The 17724-nt window shown below is 60.2% G+C and carries 12 protein-coding genes; 3 read left to right on the forward strand and 9 right to left on the reverse strand.

Translation table 11 applies throughout. The features are described from left to right. Window positions 1-12: 12 nt before the first annotated feature. The 6 genes from mdtD to betI all read right to left on the reverse strand — a co-directional run bounded on the left by mdtD (window position 13) and on the right by betI (window position 8678). Complete coding sequence (gene mdtD, locus AACY19_RS13000; protein WP_339450695.1) at window positions 13-1440, reverse strand: multidrug transporter subunit MdtD; 1428 nt, start codon at window positions 1438-1440, stop codon at window positions 13-15. 151 nt (window positions 1441-1591) lie between these two features. Then, the gene (locus AACY19_RS13005) at window positions 1592-2929 is read right to left on the reverse strand and encodes a TldD/PmbA family protein (protein ID WP_339450696.1); all 1338 of its coding nucleotides are present in this window, start codon (window positions 2927-2929) and stop codon (window positions 1592-1594) included. After that, complete coding sequence (locus AACY19_RS13010; RefSeq protein WP_339450697.1) at window positions 2929-4371, reverse strand: TldD/PmbA family protein; 1443 nt, start codon at window positions 4369-4371, stop codon at window positions 2929-2931. The genes AACY19_RS13005 and AACY19_RS13010 overlap by 1 nt, the downstream gene beginning before the upstream one ends. A 280-nt stretch (window positions 4372-4651) precedes the next feature. Further along, window positions 4652-6355 (reverse strand): choline dehydrogenase, encoded by a 1704-nt coding sequence (gene betA / locus AACY19_RS13015; RefSeq protein WP_339450699.1) that lies wholly within the window; start codon window positions 6353-6355, stop codon window positions 4652-4654. A 148-nt stretch (window positions 6356-6503) separates the two neighbouring features. Further along, entirely contained in the window at window positions 6504-7976 is a 1473-nt protein-coding gene (gene betB, locus AACY19_RS13020) for a betaine-aldehyde dehydrogenase (RefSeq protein ID WP_339450701.1), read from the reverse strand. 99 nt (window positions 7977-8075) lie between these two features. After that, window positions 8076-8678, reverse strand: coding sequence for a transcriptional regulator BetI (betI, locus tag AACY19_RS13025; protein WP_339450703.1), 603 nt, complete (start codon window positions 8676-8678; stop codon window positions 8076-8078). A gap of 428 nt (window positions 8679-9106) precedes the next feature. Here betI and betT point away from each other — a divergent pair, with 428 nt between their 5' ends. Next, window positions 9107-11104 carry a choline BCCT transporter BetT gene (gene betT, locus AACY19_RS13030; protein ID WP_339450705.1) on the forward strand — a complete coding sequence of 666 codons (1998 nt, stop codon included), beginning with the start codon at window positions 9107-9109 and terminating at the stop codon, window positions 11102-11104. A 118-nt stretch (window positions 11105-11222) separates the two neighbouring features. Here betT and choV read toward each other — a convergent pair whose 3' ends face one another. The 3 genes from choV to AACY19_RS13045 form a co-directional block, all read right to left on the reverse strand. Then, the gene (gene choV, locus AACY19_RS13035; RefSeq protein ID WP_339450707.1) at window positions 11223-12401 is read right to left on the reverse strand and encodes a choline ABC transporter ATP-binding protein; all 1179 of its coding nucleotides are present in this window, start codon (window positions 12399-12401) and stop codon (window positions 11223-11225) included. Beyond that, entirely contained in the window at window positions 12398-13243 is an 846-nt protein-coding gene (choW, locus tag AACY19_RS13040; protein ID WP_339450709.1) for a choline ABC transporter permease subunit, read from the reverse strand. The genes choV and choW overlap by 4 nt, the downstream gene beginning before the upstream one ends. A gap of 66 nt (window positions 13244-13309) precedes the next feature. Continuing rightward, on the reverse strand, window positions 13310-14257 hold the full coding sequence (locus AACY19_RS13045) for a choline ABC transporter substrate-binding protein (RefSeq protein WP_339450711.1): 948 nt from the start codon (window positions 14255-14257) through the stop codon (window positions 13310-13312). 437 nt (window positions 14258-14694) lie between these two features. Here AACY19_RS13045 and AACY19_RS13050 point away from each other — a divergent pair, with 437 nt between their 5' ends. Together AACY19_RS13050 and AACY19_RS13055 are read left to right on the forward strand one after the other, a co-directional pair. Next, entirely contained in the window at window positions 14695-16071 is a 1377-nt protein-coding gene (locus tag AACY19_RS13050) for an L-serine ammonia-lyase (RefSeq protein ID WP_339450713.1), read from the forward strand. 522 nt (window positions 16072-16593) lie between these two features. Beyond that, on the forward strand, window positions 16594-17697 hold the full coding sequence (locus AACY19_RS13055; RefSeq protein ID WP_339450715.1) for a GlxA family transcriptional regulator: 1104 nt from the start codon (window positions 16594-16596) through the stop codon (window positions 17695-17697). Window positions 17698-17724 lie beyond the last annotated feature (27 nt).

Raw genomic sequence — 17724 nt, forward strand, 5'->3', positions numbered from 1 at the left:
GACGAACAGTGGTTAATGTTCGATGTGTTCTTCCGGGCGTTTGGCCCGCCGGCCGTCTTCTTTCGACAGTTGCGAGAAGATCGTTGCCGCCAGCATCGCCATGATCCCGACCGTGACGAAGGTCAACTGGAACGCGCCGAGCACGGTCTCCACGCCATCGTTACCGATTTGCGCCGTGAAGCCGCCAAGCAATGCACCGGCACAGGCGACGCCAAGGCTTAACGACAACTGCGCGACCACCGATAGCAAACTGTTGCCGCTGCTGGCGCTGGCGTCGTCGAGGTCGATCAGGGTCACGGTGTTCATCGCGGTGAATTGCAGCGAGTTGATCGCCCCCAGAATCGCCAGCAGGCATAACAGCAGCCAGTACGGCGTCTGCTCGCTGACCAGGCCCATGCTTGCCAGCATGATGCCCAGCGCCAAGGTGTTGCCGGTCAGCACAATGCGATAACCCAGACGTTCGATCAGCGGCCGTGCCACCCACTTGGCGATCATGGCCGCAGCGGCCAGCGGCAGCATGCTCATCCCCGCTTGCGACGGCGAATAACCCAGCGCCACTTGCAGCAGCAACGGCACCAGAAACGGCAGCGCGCCGCTGCCAAGACGGGCGAACAGATTGCCGAGAATGCCGACGGCAAAGGTGCGAGTCTTGAACAGCGAAGGCGCGAACAACGGGTTTTCGATGTGCCCGGCGCGCAACCAGTACGCCGCCAGACAGGCCATGCCGCCGAACAGCAGCAACATCACCCGCAGGTGCGGCAGGTGCAATTCGCCGAGGCCTTCCATGGCGATGGTGATCAGGATCATCGCCGCGCCGAACAGCAGAAAACCCAGGCTATCGAAGCGCGTGCGTTCACTGCCACGCAGATCGGGAATGAATTTCCATACCGCGTAGCAACCGATGACGCCGACCGGCAGGTTGATCAGAAAGATCCAGTGCCACGTCAGGTATTCGACCATCCAGCCGCCCATGGTCGGGCCAATCAAAGGGCCGAGCAGGCCGGGAATGGTGATGAAGCCCATGATCCGTACCAGTTCGGAGCGCGGATAGGCGCGCAGCACGACAAGGCGCCCGACCGGCAGCATCAGCGCACCGCCCAGGCCCTGAATGACGCGGGCGCCGATCAGCATGCTCAGGCTGCTTGAGAGCGCGCAGAGCAGTGAGCCGAAACTGAACAGCAGGATCGCACCGAAGAAGATTTTCTTGGTGCCAAAACGGTCGGCGATCCAGCCCGAGGCGGGGATCAGCAAGGCCACAGTGAGCATGTAGGCGATGATCACGCCCTGCATGCGCAACGGGTCTTCGGCGAGATCGCGGGCCATGGCGGGCAGGGCGGTGTTGAGGATGGTTCCGTCGAGGGACTGCATGAAGAAGGCAATGGCGACGACCCACGGCAACCAGCGTGCGGTGATGGCGTCGAGGGGCGGGCGGTTGGGCATGGAACCTCTTGTCGTTGGAGTTAATGCGTATCCATTGTCGAGCGCGCTCAGTGTGGGAGCGAGCCTGCTCGCGAAGAGGCCATTTCATTCAACATTGAAGTCGACTGATCTACCGCTTTCGCGAGCAGGCTCGCTCCCACAGGTTTTGCGTTTAAAGGGTTAGCGTGAGTCGGCTGACCAGCGCCCCCGGCAACAAAGCCGACGAGGTATTGCGCTGGCTGTACGTGCTCGCCGAGAGCAGCAACTCACGCTCGGCGGTCAACGCTTCCAGCTGCGCACCGAGCAGGCTGTAAGCGCTGTCGTCAAAACGCATGGTGCTGACCGGCGCCTGAATTTCGCCGTTCTCGACCCAGAAGGTCGCGAAGCGAGTCATGCCCGTCATGCGTGCTGCCGGTTGATCGGAGAAATTCAGGTACCACAGGTTGCTGATGTACAACCCGGTGCCCAACTGCTTGAGAACCTCTGCTTGCGGCAGCACGCCGGCGGCCATGTTCAGCGCACTCGGCGATTCACCGCCGCTGGCACCGTTGGCGGTCAGGCCGTATTCAGCGGCACTGCGCGAGCCGACCAGTTGGTCGCCAGCCTTGCCCTCGATGATCAGCCGCAGATCGCTGCGCGGATAACCCTCGCCGGAAAACGCCGGGCTCAGGGATTCGCTGACTTTCTCGTCCAGCGACACCAGCGGACTGAATGCCTGATCGCCGACATACAACTTCTGCAACGGGCTGCTCTTGCTGGCAATCGACTGCGCCGAGAAACCGCCCCAGCTCAACATGCCCATGATCTCTTCCAGTGCTGCCGGTGCCAGATACGCGCGGTATTGCCCCGGTGCCAAGGTGCGCAGCGGACGACCCAGAAATTCCAGCTGTTCGCGAGCCTGACCAAAGCGCTTGGCAAAACCTTCGCTGCTCCAGTCATGCCCGGCGTAGCTGGCTTTCACCGCTTCGCCGTTCTCGTGGAACAGGCTGAAGTCGAAATTGAAACTGTTCGCTTGATGCCAGCCGAACGCCCCCGAAGAACTGGCAAAGCCACGGCTGATCGGGCCGGCGGCATAGAAGCCAACCAAGTCCAGACCTTGAGCGGCGGCGCAGATTTCATCGACAACCTGTTCAGTGTCCGGCAGCGGATGTTGCTGCACATTCTGGCTCTGCCAACCGTTGTGATTGAGCAGCAGGTAAGGGTCCTGGGGCAGCAACGGCAGGGTTCCGCGCAGTTGTTGCAGACCTTCGGCAAGCCGTTGCAGGTCGGCTTCCTGATCGCCGGACAAGGTGACCTGAAGGTCGGCGTGGCGACCGTCATTGATCAGTTTCAGGACGATATTGGCCTGCTGTACTTGCCCGGCCTGACGCACCTTGGCGTGGTTGAAACGCACGAACGCCGAGGATTCGGCGGCATAGCTGAGGGTAAACTGTTCCGGCTCGCGCACGCTGTCGCGCAGCCACTCGACCATGACCTTGAAGGCGTCGGACTGACTCTTCGAAATGCTCATCAGGCGTCTCCCCCAAATACATCAACGTTGCTGAATACGCAGGCCGGCGAAGCGTGGCCGACGCGGATCACCTGGTTCGGTTCGCCTTTGCCGCAGTTCGGCGTGCCCAGCACCTTGAGGGTGCTGGCGTCGCCGACCGCGCGCAGGCTTTTCCAGAAATGCGCGGAAATCCCCCGGTAGTTCGGGTTTTTTACCACGCCTTTCAGTTCACCGTTTTCGATCAGTTGACCCCATTCGCAGCCGAACTGGAATTTGTTGCGGGCATCGTCAATCGACCATGAGCGGTTGGTGCTCATCAGGATGCCGTGCTCGATACGCTTGACCATTTGTTCGAGCGTCTGGTCGCCCGGTTCGATATTGAGGTTGGCCATGCGGTCGATGGGCGGACGGTTCCAGCCGCAGGCGCGGCTGTTGGCGACGCCCTCCATCCCTGCACGATATTGCGACAGCGCACCGCCCAGCGGACGCAGTAACAAGCCTTCGCGAATCAGAAATTGCTTGCTCGCTTTGCTGCCGTCGTCATCGTGGCCATAACTGGCCAGTTCTTCAGGAATGCCCGGATCGAAGGTCACGTTGAGCAGCTCCGAGCCATATTGCAGGCTGCCGAAGTCGCTGACCTTGACGAAACTGGTGCCGGCGTAATTGCGCTCGTCGCCGAGGATGCGGTCGAGTTCCAGCGGGTGGCCGATGGATTCGTGGATCTGCAGCATCATTTGATCCGGCATCAGCAACAGATCGCGCGGGCCGTGCGGGGTGTTCGGCGCCAGCAACAGTTGCAGCGCCTGATCAGCAACCTGTGGGCCGGCACCGATCAGGCCGCAGCGGCTGATCACGTCGGCGCCGCCCTGTTGGCCGAAGTTCTCGCGGCCGAGGCTGCGGGTCTGGCTGTCGCTGCCATCGTAGGCGGTGACGTCGAGGCTTGGGTAGACGAAGCGCTGGGCCTGGCGCAACTCGGCACCGGCGCTGCTCAGGTAAATCTGTTCGACTTGGGTGATGCCGATGCTCACTTGCCAATTCACCAGGCGCTCATCCTTTGGCACCGAAGCGGATTCCGCGCCGAGCAGCTCGAAGCAGTCGCTCAGGGACGGGAAGGCTTGTTCGAGATTGGGCGAAAAATAATCAGCGCGGTCGCTGGACACCGGCTGATCGCACAGGTCGAGCAAGGCGTGCGGCTTGAGGCGGCGGGCTTGCTGCTCGGCGCGTTCGAGGGCGGCTTGCAGGCCTTGTTGCGACAGGTCGTTGGTCGCGGCATAGGCCTCAACGCCATTGACGCGAACAGTGAGCATCGCGCCTTCGTCGCGGCTCAGGCTCGGCGGTTCAGCGACGTTCTTGCGCACCGACAGGTACTGCCCGGACTCGCGTACATACCGCAGGGAAAAGAACTCGGCGCCCGTGCGCAAGGCAGCGAAGCGCTGCTTGAGCTGGGGGTGGAAATCGAACATTCGGAAACCTCCTTGTCAGGGGCAAGCGGTAAAGCAAAGGCGGGCAGGGGTGAAACGGTTGTGCGAGGTCTAGAGTAGGCCTGCGTGGGGGTAGGATCAAGTGAAGAGGGGGTGTAGGAGGTTTTACTGTGCAGCAGGGGAATTTGTGCTGGATGTGAGGGCCTCTTCGCGAGCAAGCCCGCTCCCACAGTAGGTCTCCAGTGAACACAAAATTTGTGAACACCCGGAATCCTGTGTGGGAGCGGGCTTGCTCGCGAAGGCCGCGCCTCGGTGTTACACCTTACTGGGCAGCAGGCGTGATATCACGCATCGGCTTGCCCTTCACCGGCGCATCGCCCGCGACGTAGTACGGCGCGGTGCTGCGCGGCAGCGGCTGGCGGCCACGGATCTTGTCGGCGATTTTCTCGGCGATCATGATCGTCGGCGCGTTCAGGTTGCCGGTGGTGATGATCGGCATGATCGAGGCATCGACCACACGCAGGCTCTGCATGCCATGCACGCGACCTTCGCCATCCACAACGGCCATGTCGTCGGTGCCCATCTTGCACGAGCAGGACGGGTGGAACGCGGTTTCGGCGTGCTCGCGGATGAACTTGTCGAGCTGCTCATCGGTTTGCACTTCAATGCCCGGGCTGATTTCGCGACCACGGAAAGCGTCGAGTGCCGGCTGCTGCATGATTTCGCGGGTCAGGCGGATGCCGTCGCGGAATTCCTGCCAGTCTTGCTCGGTCGCCATGTAGTTGAACAGGATGCTCGGGTGCTGGCGCGGGTCTTTCGACTTGACCTGGATGCGACCACGGCTCGGCGAACGCATGGAACCCATGTGCGCCTGGAAACCGTGCTCTTTCACACCGTTGCTGCCGTTGTAGTTAATCGCCACCGGCAGGAAGTGGTACTGGATGTTCGGCCATTCGAATTCCGGACGCGAACGGATGAAACCGCCGGCTTCGAACTGGTTGCTGGCGCCGATGCCGGTGCCGTTGAACAGCCACTCGGCACCGATGGCCGGCTGGTTGTACCAGAGCAACGACGGGTACAGCGAAACCGGCTGAGTGCACGCATATTGCAGATACAGCTCAAGGTGATCCTGCAGGTTTTCACCGACGCCCGGAAGATCGTGAACGACCGGGATGTCTAGGCTTTCCAGCAGTTTCGCCGGGCCAACGCCGGAACGCTGCAGAATCTGCGGCGACGCGATGGCGCCGGAGCACAGCAGGACTTCCTTGCGTGCTTTGACTTCAACGCGTTCTTCAGCCGAGCCGACCAGGTAGCGCACGCCGACCGCACGCTTGCCTTCGAATAGAATCTTGTCGGTCAGGGCGTGGGTGACGATGGTCAGGGTCGAGCGCTTTTTAGCAGTGTCGAGGTAGCCACGGGCGGTGGAAGCACGACGACCGTTCGGCGTCACGGTGCGGTCCATCGGGCCGAAGCCTTCCTGCTGGTAACCGTTCAAGTCTTCGGTACGCGGATAACCGGCCTGTACGCCTGCTTCAACCATCGCGTGGAACAGCGGGTTGTTGCCGGCTTTCGGCGTGGTCACGCTGACCGGGCCTTCACCGCCGTGGTAGTCGTTCGGGCCGATGTCGCGGGTTTCCGCTTTGCGGAAGTACGGCAGGCAGTCGAGGTACGACCAGTCTTCCAGGCCTGGCAGTTTTGCCCAGCCGTCGTAGTCCATGGCGTTGCCACGGATGTAGCACATGCCGTTGATCAGCGAGGAACCGCCGAGGCCCTTGCCGCGACCGCATTCCATCCGGCGACCGTCCATGTGTGGCTCTGGATCGGTTTCGTAGGCCCAGTTGTAACGACGACCTTGCAGCGGGAACGCCAGTGCAGCCGGCATTTGCGTGCGGAAGTCGAGACGGTAGTCCGGGCCGCCTGCTTCGAGCAGCAGAACGGTGACGCCAGCGTCTTCAGTCAGACGGGTCGCAAGTGTGTTGCCTGCAGAACCGGCCCCTATGATGATGTAGTCGTATTCTTGAGTCATAAGTTCTCCTGGGGGAGCTACAAGCCACAACCTTCAAGCTGCAAGAAAAAGCAACGAGCTGTGGCTTCGAAATCGGGGAGGGCGGCAACCCCAAACTGCTTTTACTTGCAACTTGAAACTTGCCGCTTGCAGCTGATCAGCTAGCTGATCAGAAAACCGAAACGTAATCGCCCAGTTCGACCTGTACCGATTTGATGCGGGTGAAGTTGTTCAGCGAGCTGATGCCGTTTTCACGGCCAACACCCGACTGCTTGTAACCGCCGACCGGCATTTTTGCGTCGGACTCGCCCCAGGCGTTGATCCAGCAGATACCCGCTTCCAGTTGATGGATCACGCGGTGCGCGCGGTTCAGGTCTTTGGTGACGATACCGGCGGCCAGGCCGAAGTCGGTGTCGTTGGCGCGGCGGATCACTTCTTCTTCGGTTTCGTAAGAGAGGATCGCCATCACCGGGCCAAAGATTTCTTCACGGACGATGGTCATGTCGTCGGTGCAATCGGTGAACACGGTCGGAGCCACGAATGCGCCTTTGGCGAATTCGCCGTCGGTCAGACGTTCGCCGCCGCACAGAACGCGGGCGCCTTCTTCTTTACCCTTGGCGATGTAACCCAGCACGCTTTCCATGTGCGGGAAGCTGACCAGCGGGCCGAAGTTGGTGTTTTCGTCTTCCGGGTTGCCGACACGGATGCGCGCAACGCGCTCGACGATCTTGGCTTCGAAAGCAGCTTTCAGGTGCGCCGGTACGAACACGCGAGTGCCGTTGGTGCAGACCTGACCGGAGCTGTAGAAGTTGGCCATCATGGCGGTGTCGGCAGCGCGATCCAGATCGGCGTCGTCGCAGATGATCAGCGGGGACTTGCCGCCCAGTTCCATGGTTACGTCTTTCAGCGACGAAGCCGAAGCGCTGGCCATGACCTTCTTGCCAGTGTCGGTGCCGCCGGTGAAGGAGATTTTCTCGATGCGCGGGTGCTCGGTCAGCCAGGTGCCGACTTCGCGGCCGCTGCCGGTCAGGACGTTGAACACACCGTTCGGAACGCCGGCTTCGGTGTAGATCTCGGCCAGTTTCAGGGTGGTCAGCGACGTGACTTCGCTTGGCTTGAAGATCATCGCGTTACCGGCCGCCAGCGCTGGCGCGGATTTCCACAGTGCGATCTGGATCGGGTAGTTCCACGCGCCGATACCGGCGACTACGCCCAGTGGCTCGCGACGGGTGTAGACGAACGAGGTGTCACGCAGCGGAATCTGCTCGCCTTCGATGGCGGGTACCAGGCCTGCGTAGTATTCCAGCACGTCGGCGCCGGTAACGATGTCGACGTACTTGGTTTCGGAGAAGGCTTTACCGGTGTCCAGGGTTTCCAGGGCAGCCAGCTCATCGTTGCGCTCGCGCAGGATGTCGACGGCACGACGCAGGATGCGCGAACGCTCCATGGCGGTCATCGCGGCCCAGATTTTCTGGCCTTTTTCAGCGCTGACCACTGCACGCTCGACGTCGTCCTTGGTCGCACGTTGTACTTGTGCGAGGACTTCACCGTTTGCCGGGTTGATGGCTTCGAAGGTGGCGTCGCTGCTGGCGTCAGAGTACGCGCCATCGATGTAGAGTTTTTGCAGTTCGAAACGGGCCATAGTGTCCTCGCAAGTGCATTAGTGGTTGGCGTTGGTCACCGGGTGAGCCATGTAGCTGTGGCATCGCTGGTCGGTAACAGTTCAGGGGCCGAGCGTTTTCTATGTGCTCTGGCTCACCTGCTTGGCCAATTGGAAATCCATGTATTCGTAAGCGATCTGTTGCGCCTGCGCTGTGTCGAAAGCGTCTCCCGACAGCGCGCCGCGCAACCACAACCCGTCAATGAGGGCTGCCAGACCGCGGGCGGCACTGCGCGCATCTTCGAGCGGCAACACACGGCGGAACTGGCAGCACAGGTTGGAATACAAGCGGTGATCGTTGATCCGCTGCAACCTGTGCAAAGACGGCTGGTGCATGCTGGTGGCCCAAAAGGCCAGCCAGGTTTTCATTGCCGGGCCATTGACCTGGCTGGCGTCGAAGTTGCCTTCGATGATCACCTGCAGATGCGCCCGTGGGCTGTCATCTGCCAACGCCTGACGACGTGCGGTGACACTCTCGCTGAGGGCGGTCATCAGATACCGCATCGTGGCGGCGATCAGGCCATTCTTGTCCTGAAAATAGTGACTGATGATGCCATTCGAGACACCGGCCAAACGGGCGATCAGCGCAATGCTGGCGTCCCCCATTCCGACCTGATCGACCGCCTGCAAAGTGGCTTCGATCAGTTGTTGGCGGCGGATGGGTTGCATACCGACCTTGGGCATCTTGCACATCTCCTTAGGCCTTCCGAGCGGCGAATGACGCCTATCGGATTGACGGCCAGTCTATTTTGTTTTGATTGAACGTTCAATCAACAAAGAATAAGATCTGCGACAAATCGTCGCTGTCTACAGAATTTTCCTACGTATAAGTGGCGATAAAACCGACATCCGAAAATGCTCGAAACCTGCGTGGGGCATGGCGCGGTTCACGATTCGATGGACGTGTTGAAAGGGCAGACGCTCAGGGCCAGGTTTCGGATGAACGTCCGTTCACCTCCGGCCACGAAAGCGATTCGTAGCGCCATTTCGGCAGGTTCGGGCTTTTTTCGGCGTGTCTTTATATCACCCGCCAGTCGGCTGCCAACTAACCGATTGGTCGGGTTCCGTGTTGCCTTGTGTTCTTCTCTCGCACTGCCTGGAGCATTTGTGCCATGAGTTCTGCCTCGCTTATAAAGACCCCGCCCGAGAAGGTGACGGTCAACGGTTGGGTGTTTTACACCTCTACCGCGCTGATTCTGTTGTTGACCGCCATTCTGATTATCGCCCCGCAAGAGGCCGGCAGACTGTTGGGTATCGCTCAGGCCTGGTTGTCGCGCAGCTTCGGCTGGTACTACATGGTCGTCATCGCCGCCTATCTGGTGTTTGTCGTCGGCCTGGCGTTTTCCTCGTATGGCAAACTCAAACTGGGCAGCAAGGACGACACCCCGGATTTCAGTTACGGCGCCTGGGCGGGGATGCTGTTCTCGTCGGGCATCGGTATTTCGCTGCTGTACTTCGGCGCGTCCGAGCCACTGGATCACTACTTCAATCCGCCGGAAGGTGCATCGGCCACCAACATGGCGGCGCGTCAGGCAGTGCAACTGACCTTCCTGCACTGGGGCCTGCACGGCTGGGCGATTTACGCACTGGTCGGCCTGGCGGTTGCTTACTTTGCCTATCGCCATAACCAGCCGCTGGCCCTGCGTTCGGCGCTGTATCCGCTGGTGGGCGAGCGTTGGGTCAAAGGCGCGGCCGGCCATGCGGTGGACGGTTTCGGCATGTTCGTGACCCTGCTGGGTCTGGTGACGAACCTGGGGATTGGTTCGCTGCAAGTGTCGTCGGGCCTGGAAAACCTCTTCGGCATGGAGCACAGCAACACTAACCTGTTGATCGTGATCATCGTGATGAGCACCGTGGCGACCATCGCTGCGGTGTCCGGTGTGGAGAACGGCATCCGTCGTCTGTCCAACCTGAACATCGTGCTGTTCAGCGGCCTGCTGATTTTCGTCCTGCTGTTCGGCCCGACGTTGCACCTGCTCAACGGCTTCGTGCAGAACATCGGCGACTACCTGAACGGTGTGGTGTTGAAGACGTTCGACCTGTACGTCTATGAAGGTGACAGCGCCAAGTCCGACCGCTGGCTGGGCCTGTGGACCCTGTTCTACTGGGCGTGGTGGATTTCCTGGGCGCCATTCGTGGGCATGTTCATCGCGCGTATTTCCCGTGGCCGTACCGTGCGTGAACTGGTCGCTGGCGTACTGTTGATTCCACTGGGCTTCACGTTGGCCTGGTTGTCGATCTTCGGCAACTCGGCGCTGGATCTGGTGATGAATCAGGGGGCGGTGGAGTTGGGCAAGACGGCACTGGAACAGCCGTCGATGGCGATCTATCAATTGCTTGAACACTATCCTGCGTCGAAAGTCGTCATCGGTGTGTCGATCTTTGTTGGCTTCGTGCTGTTCCTGACCCCGGCTGACTCGGGCGCGGTGATGATGGCGAATCTGTCCTGCAAGGGCGGCAACGTTGACGAGGATGCGCCGCACTGGCTGCGGATCTTCTGGTCGGTGGTGATCACCCTGGTGACTATCGGCCTGCTGTTTGCCGGTAACTTCGAAGCCATGCAAACCATGGTGGTGCTGGCCGGTCTGCCGTTCTCGGTGGTGCTGGTGTTCTTCATGTTCGGCCTGCACAAGGCGATGCGTCAGGACGTGCAGATCGAACAGGAGCAAGCGCAACTGGCGGAGCGCGGTCGCCGTGGTTTCAGCGAGCGTCTGACGCAACTGGATCTGCAACCGAGCCAATCGGTGGTGCAGCGTTTCATGGACAAGCATGTAACCCCGGCACTGGAAGATGCCACCGCGCAGTTGCGTGCGCAGGGTCTTGAAGTGCAGACGCTGCTGGGTAAGTCCAAACGCTGCATGGGCGTGCGTGTCGAGATGGAAGAGGGCAACCCTTTCGTCTACGAAGTCAGCCTGGACGGCTACCTGGCGACCCCGACCGAATCGGCCCAGTCCGATGAAGCGCGCCAGCGTTACTACCGCGCTGAGGTGTATCTGCATAACGGCAGCCAGGATTACGACCTGATGGGCTTCACGCAGGATCAGATCACGCGGGATGTGCTCGATCAGTTTGAAAGCCATCGGAAGCTCCTTGGCCGGGTGTATAGCTAAAGTCAAAAGCCCCCTCTTCCCAAGGGAGAGGGCTAGGCGGGCGGCGTTCCGATGAGGGGCTTTTCCCTGACCCAATAAAAAAGGGATCGCTCACCGCGATCCCTTTTTTTATCCTGCCTTAACCGAGGTTCTTGCCCAGCAACGCGTGATACAACTCGCTGTCGCCCAAGATCCCCACCACGTGGTTGTTGTCGTGCAGCACCAGTTTGTTGCCGGTCTGATAACGAATCTGCAATGCGTCACGCATACCGATGTTCGAGTCCACCAGCGTCGGTTTGCGCTCCAGGCCTTCCACCGCTTGCCCCGGCGCCCAGTTCTGCAGGTTCAGCACCGCCCCGTTCTGCCGCGCACCCTTGATGGTGTTGCCTTCGGCCAGGTCCAGCCACGAATCGCCGCCCGGATCGAGGCACACCGAGCCGTTGATGCGTTTGCAGTTGTCCAGCGTGCGCATCAGGCTGCGACCGCAGAGCACATTGAGCGGGTTGGTGTGTGCGACGAAGGTGCGCACATAATCGTCCGCGGGGTTCAGCACGATCTCTTCCGGCACGCTGTACTGGATGATCCGGCCGTCCTTCATGATTGCGATGCGGCTGCCGAGTTTCAGTGCTTCATCAAGGTCGTGGCTCACGAACACGATGGTCTTGCTCAGCTTGCGTTGCAGTTCCAGCAGTTCGTCCTGCAGGCCCTGACGGATCAGCGGGTCGAGTGCCGAGAACGGTTCGTCCATCAACAGAATATCGGCGTCCATCGCCAGTGCCCGCGCCAGGCCGACGCGTTGCTGCATGCCGCCGGAAAGTTCGTCAGGCTTCTTGTTGCGCCACTGGGTCAGGCCCACCAGCTCGAGTTTTTCATCGACCAGTTTGCGCCGTTCCTTTTCCGGTCGACCCTGCATCTCCAGACCGAAACTGATGTTCTCGCGCACCGTCAGCCACGGCATCAAGGCGAACTTCTGGAACACCATCGCGATGCGTTTGGTGCGCATCATTTTCAGCTCGGCGGGCGTGCAGGACGCGATGTCGATCTGTTTGCCTTCATGCTCGACGAACAGCTTGCCGCGACTCACGGTGTTGAGGCCGTTGATACAGCGCAACAGGCTCGATTTACCCGAGCCGGATAGGCCCATCAGCACGCAGATTTCGCCTTTGTTGATATCCAGCGTGGCTTTTTCCACGCCGACGATCTGCCCGGTCTTTTTCAGGATCTCGTTGCGGGTCATGCCCTGGTCGAGCAGCTTGAGGGCCTCGCGCGGGTCTTTGGAGAAGATTACGTCTACGTCTTCGAAGCGAATGATGCTCATGCGTCACCCCCTGCTTTGGCATCGGGTTGTTTGCAGATCCGGTCGAGCATGATCGCCAGCAGTACGATCGCCAGGCCTGCTTCGAAGCCCAAGGCGATATCAGCAGTGTTCAGTGCGTTGACCACCGGTTTGCCGAGTCCGTCGGCGCCTACCAGTGCCGCGATCACCACCATCGACAACGACAGCATGATGCACTGGGTGATGCCGGCTGCGATGCTCGGCATGGCGTGAGGCAGTTCGATCCGTGAGAGCAATTGGCGACGCGAGCAGCCGAAGGCCTTGCCGGCGTCCATCAGTTCTTGCGGGACATCGCGGATGCCCAGGTAGGTCAGGCGGATCGGTGCCGCGATGGCGAACACCACCGTGGAGATCAGACCCGGGACCACACCCAGCCCGAAGAGGGTCAGGGTAGGAATGAGGTAAACGAAGGTCGGTACGGTCTGCATCAGATCGAGTACCGGACGCATCAACGTGTAGAACATCGGTTTGTGCGCGGCGACAATGCCCAACGGCACGCCGATGACCACGCAGACCAGGGTCGCAAACATGACCTGGGCCAGGGTTTCCATGGTTTCCTGCCAGTACCCCAGGTTGAGGATGAGCAGAAAGGACGCGATGACGAATGCCGTCAGACCCCATTTGCGCTGGATGAAATGGGCGAGCAGGGCGATGAGGCCGATCAAGACAAAAGGGTTGAACCAGGTCAGCGCGAACGTCACGCCGTGGATCATCGTTTCCAGTGTCACGGCGATTGCGTCGAAGGTGTTGGCGCCGTGTTGCGTCAACCAATCAACGAAACCCGCGATGTACTGGCCTAAAGGTATTTTCTGATCAATCAGCATGGTAGTGAACGTCCGCATGCAAGGAAATAAACAGCCCGGGCGGCGTTAACCGCCCGGCATAAGCGATTACTGATTCAGCTTGGCTTTCACGGCCTCCAGGCCAGGTTTACCGTCAATGGTGGTCACGCCAGCGAGCCAGGTATCGAGCACCTGTGGATTCTTTTTCAGCCAGGCCTTGGCGGCCGCGTCAGGCTTCATTTTGTCGTCGAGGATGTTGCCCATCAGTTCACTTTCCATGTCGACGGTGAACTCCAGGTTCTTCAACAACTGTCCGACGTTGGTGCATTCCTCGGTGTAACCCTTGCGGGTGTTGGTCGCCACGGTGGCAGCACCGAAATCAGGGCCGAAGAACTCGTCGCCGCCAGTCAGGTATTGAATCTTGAAACGCTTGTTCATCGGGTGCGGCGCCCAGCCGAGGAACACCACTTCGGTACCACGGCGCGAGGCACGGTCGACTTGCGAGAGCATGCCCGCTTCCGACGATTCGACGACTTTGAAACCGGCGGTTTTCAGGCCGAAGGCGTCCTTGTCGATCATGCTCTGGATCAGGCGGTTACCGTCGTTGCCAGGCTCGATGCCGTAGATCTTGCCGTCGAGCTCTTTCTTGAATTTGGCGATGTCGGCGAAGTCATGCAGACCTTTGTCATACAGGGCTTGCGGGACGGCGAGGGTGTACTTGGCGCCCTTGAGGTTGGTGCGCACGGTTTCCACGGTGCCGGCCTCGCGGTAGGCCTTGATGTCGTTCTCCATGGTCGGCATCCAGTTACCGAGGAACACGTCCATGTTCTTGCCGTCGGCCAGCGACTTGTAGGTCACAGGCACGGAGATCATGGTGGTTTTGGTCTTGTAGCCGAGGGCGTTGAGAACGACGGAGGTGGTGGCGGTGGTCGCGGTGATGTCGGTCCAGCCGACATCGGAGAAGTTAACGGTACTGCATTGTGCCGGTTCTGCAGCTTGCGCCAGTAACGGCAGACTCAGCGCGGCGGCCAACAACAACGACGGGGAACCTTTCATGGATGGACTCCTTGGTGTTTTTTTTTGGCAGTGTTCCGACTGTGGACCACCGCACTTATAGGTTGCGGTTGGATGGCGTTCTGGAGACAGCTCTGTCACGGCGCCTTGCAATCGAGTCATAACGATCATGTACCAGTGAAAATCTGACGCCTACAGGGTGCGTCGTATCCAGTACAGGGATGGTCGTATCTAGTGTCAGTGACGTCGTTTACAGCTTTTTTCGGCCCTCAATGATCATCTGAACTGCATAAAAACGGCGCAAATGCGGGACGAAAACGGCGCGGCGCTGGTGGACATGAGTGCGTCGGTGTCAGACGCCGTGCTACCCGACAAAAGCCTGATGATGCGGGCATTCCGGCGGATCGCAGCTTGAGCGTAGCAGCTCCGCCAGCGGGTGCTTTCGCGTCCGGACCGGCATTTTCAGGAGCTCTGCAGCAATGGCTATCAGCGTTTTCGACCTGTTCAAAATCGGCATCGGCCCCTCCAGTTCCCACACCGTCGGGCCGATGCGCGCCGCAGCGTTGTTCGTCGAGTCGCTACGGGACAAGTACCCGTTGGAACAGGTGCGTCGTATAGAAGTGCAGTTGTTCGGATCGCTGTCGGCCACGGGCATCGGGCACGGCAGTGACAACGCGGTGATCATGGGGTTGATGGGCGAATGGCCGGACGCAATCGACCCGTCGCAGATCGGCCCGCGTATCCAGGCCCTGCGCGAAACTCACACGCTTCTCCTGGACGGTCGCTTGTCGGTGCCGTTTGTCTGGGCGCGGGACATGCGCCTCATTGATGAGAACCTGCCGTTCCATCCCAACGCCATGACGATTGTTGCCGAGGGCGATCACGGCGAGCTGCATCGCGACACCTACTATTCGGTCGGTGGCGGTTTTGTGGTTGATCAAGCGCAGGCGTCCAGTGGCGTGGTCGATCTGGATCGCACTGAACTGCCTTATGACTTTTCCAGCGCGGTCGAATTGCTGGACTTGTGCAAGCGCAACAACCTGCGCGTCGCCGAGCTGATGATGGCCAACGAAAAGGTCTGGCGCAGCGAAGAAGAGATTCGCGCCGGACTGATGAAACTGTGGCGGGCGATGCAGGATTGTGTCGAACAGGGGCTGAAACACGAAGGCATCCTGCCCGGTGGTTTGAATGTGCGTCGGCGTGCGGCGAAGTTGCACCGCAGCCTGCAGGAATTGAACAAGCCCAACGTCATCGGTTCAACGCTGAGCGCGATGGAGTGGGTCAACCTGTTCGCGCTGGCTGTCAATGAAGAGAACGCGGCGGGCGGGCGCATGGTCACGGCACCGACCAATGGCGCGGCAGGGATCATTCCGGCGGTGCTGCACTACTTTATGAAGTTCAGCGAGGCGGTGACTGACGCCAACGTGGTCGATTATTTTCTGGGTGCGGCAGCGGTAGGGATTCTGTGCAAGAAAAATGCGTCGATATCGGGCGCCGAAGTCGGCTGTCAGGGTGAGGTCGGTTCTGCGTGCGCGATGGCGGCGGCGGGGCTGGCGGAGATTCTGGGCGCCACGCCGGAGCAGTTGTGCAACGCGGCAGAAATCGGCCTGGAGCATAACCTCGGCCTGACCTGCGACCCGGTCGGCGGCCTGGTCCAGGTGCCATGCATCGAGCGCAATGCGATTGCCGCAGTGAAAGCAATCAATGCGGCACAGATGGCGTTGCGCGGGGATGGTCAGCACTTCATCTCGCTGGATCGGGTGATCCGCACCATGCGCGACACCGGCGCCGACATGCATGACAAATACAAAGAGACATCGCGCGGCGGGTTGGCGGTCAGCGCAGTTGAGTGCTGAGCCAGCGCCACCGGGTTGAATTCTTCGCGAGCAAGCCCGCTCCCACATTGGAATGCGGTCACCTGTGGGAGCGGGCTTGCTCGCGAAGGGGCCAGACCAGTCAAAACTGCTCACCAATTGAACACGTTTAATCAAACACGCCACCTTTTAGCGCGTCGCAATCAGATAAGAGCCTTTCCCGGCAGTTACAGACAATCAGCACCCACTACCGTCCGTCACCTGTGCCTGCGGTGACACTGACCACAAACTGCGCGCAGGCCAGTTCCCACAAGTGCTACCGATCTGCTCACAGGGGCTGGAGCACGGCTTTCGCTACCGCTGATGGCACTTCGAAACACCTTTCGTCGGACGTCTCGTATAGACACGTCGAGAGGTCGTTTTCAGGAGTTATTGAACGGCCATTCAATTTTAGGCATGGCATTTGCTCTGTCATAACAAAGCCCGTCTCCCACGCGAGAACGCTGGCAATAACAAGAGCCTCCGCCTGAGGCCATCACCCGCTTTGTGTGAGGAGATACCGCGATGACGTCGTTCAACTCCGGGGCCCACCCCCAGAACCGTGCGCCTCAATCCATCGGCTTTCTGCTGCTGGACAATTTCACGCTGATTTCTCTGGCCTCGGCAGTAGAACCCCTGCGCATGGCCAACCAGTTGTCCGGTCGCGAGCTGTATCGCTGGAGCACCCTCACCGTCGATGGTGGTCAGGTCTGGGCCAGTGACGGTCTGCAAATCACCCCCGACGCCTCCATGCACAAAGCCCCGCCACTGGACACCGTGATCGTCTGCGGCGGCATCGGCATTCAACGCACCGTTACTCGTGAACACGTCTCGTGGCTGCAAAGCCAGGCACGTCAGTCCAAGCGTCTCGGTGCCGTGTGCACCGGCAGTTGGGCACTGGCCTGCGCCGGGTTGCTCGACGGTTTCGATTGCAGCGTGCACTGGGAATGTCTGGCGGCGATGCAGGAAGCTTTCCCGCGCGTGGCCATGAGCACACGTTTGTTCACCCTCGACCGTAACCGTTTCACCAGCTCCGGTGGCACCGCACCGCTGGACATGATGCTGCACCTGATCAGCCGCGATCACGGCCGTGAACTGTCCGCCGCGATCTCGGAAATGTTCGTCTACGAACGTATCCGCAACGAACAGGATCACCAGCGTGTGCCGCTCAAGCACATGCTCGGCACCAACCAGCCGAAGCTGCAGGAAATCGTTGCGCTGATGGAAGCCAACCTCGAAGAGCCGATCGACCTCGATGAGCTGGCGGTGTACGTCGCCGTGTCGCGTCGACAGCTCGAGCGCCTGTTCCAGAAGTACCTGCACTGCTCGCCATCGCGTTACTACTTGAAGCTGCGCCTGATCCGCGCCCGGCAACTGCTCAAGCAGACGCCGATGTCGATCATCGAAGTGGCGTCGGTGTGTGGTTTCGTCTCGACCCCGCACTTCTCCAAGTGCTACCGCGAATACTTCGGCATTCCGCCGCGTGACGAACGCGTAGGCTCCAACACCACCCAGCAAGTGGCGATGCTGCCGCTGCCCCAGGCCATTGTGATGTCGCCGCTGTCAGGGCCGATGTCGGCGTTGAGCCAGGCGCGCAATGAGTCGACGTTTGCCAGTGTGAGGCTCTAGACCGAGTCATCGTTCTTCGCGAGCAGG

It is taken from the genome of Pseudomonas sp. EA_5y_Pfl2_R50 (assembly GCF_963970475.1).
Classification (GTDB): domain Bacteria; phylum Pseudomonadota; class Gammaproteobacteria; order Pseudomonadales; family Pseudomonadaceae; genus Aquipseudomonas.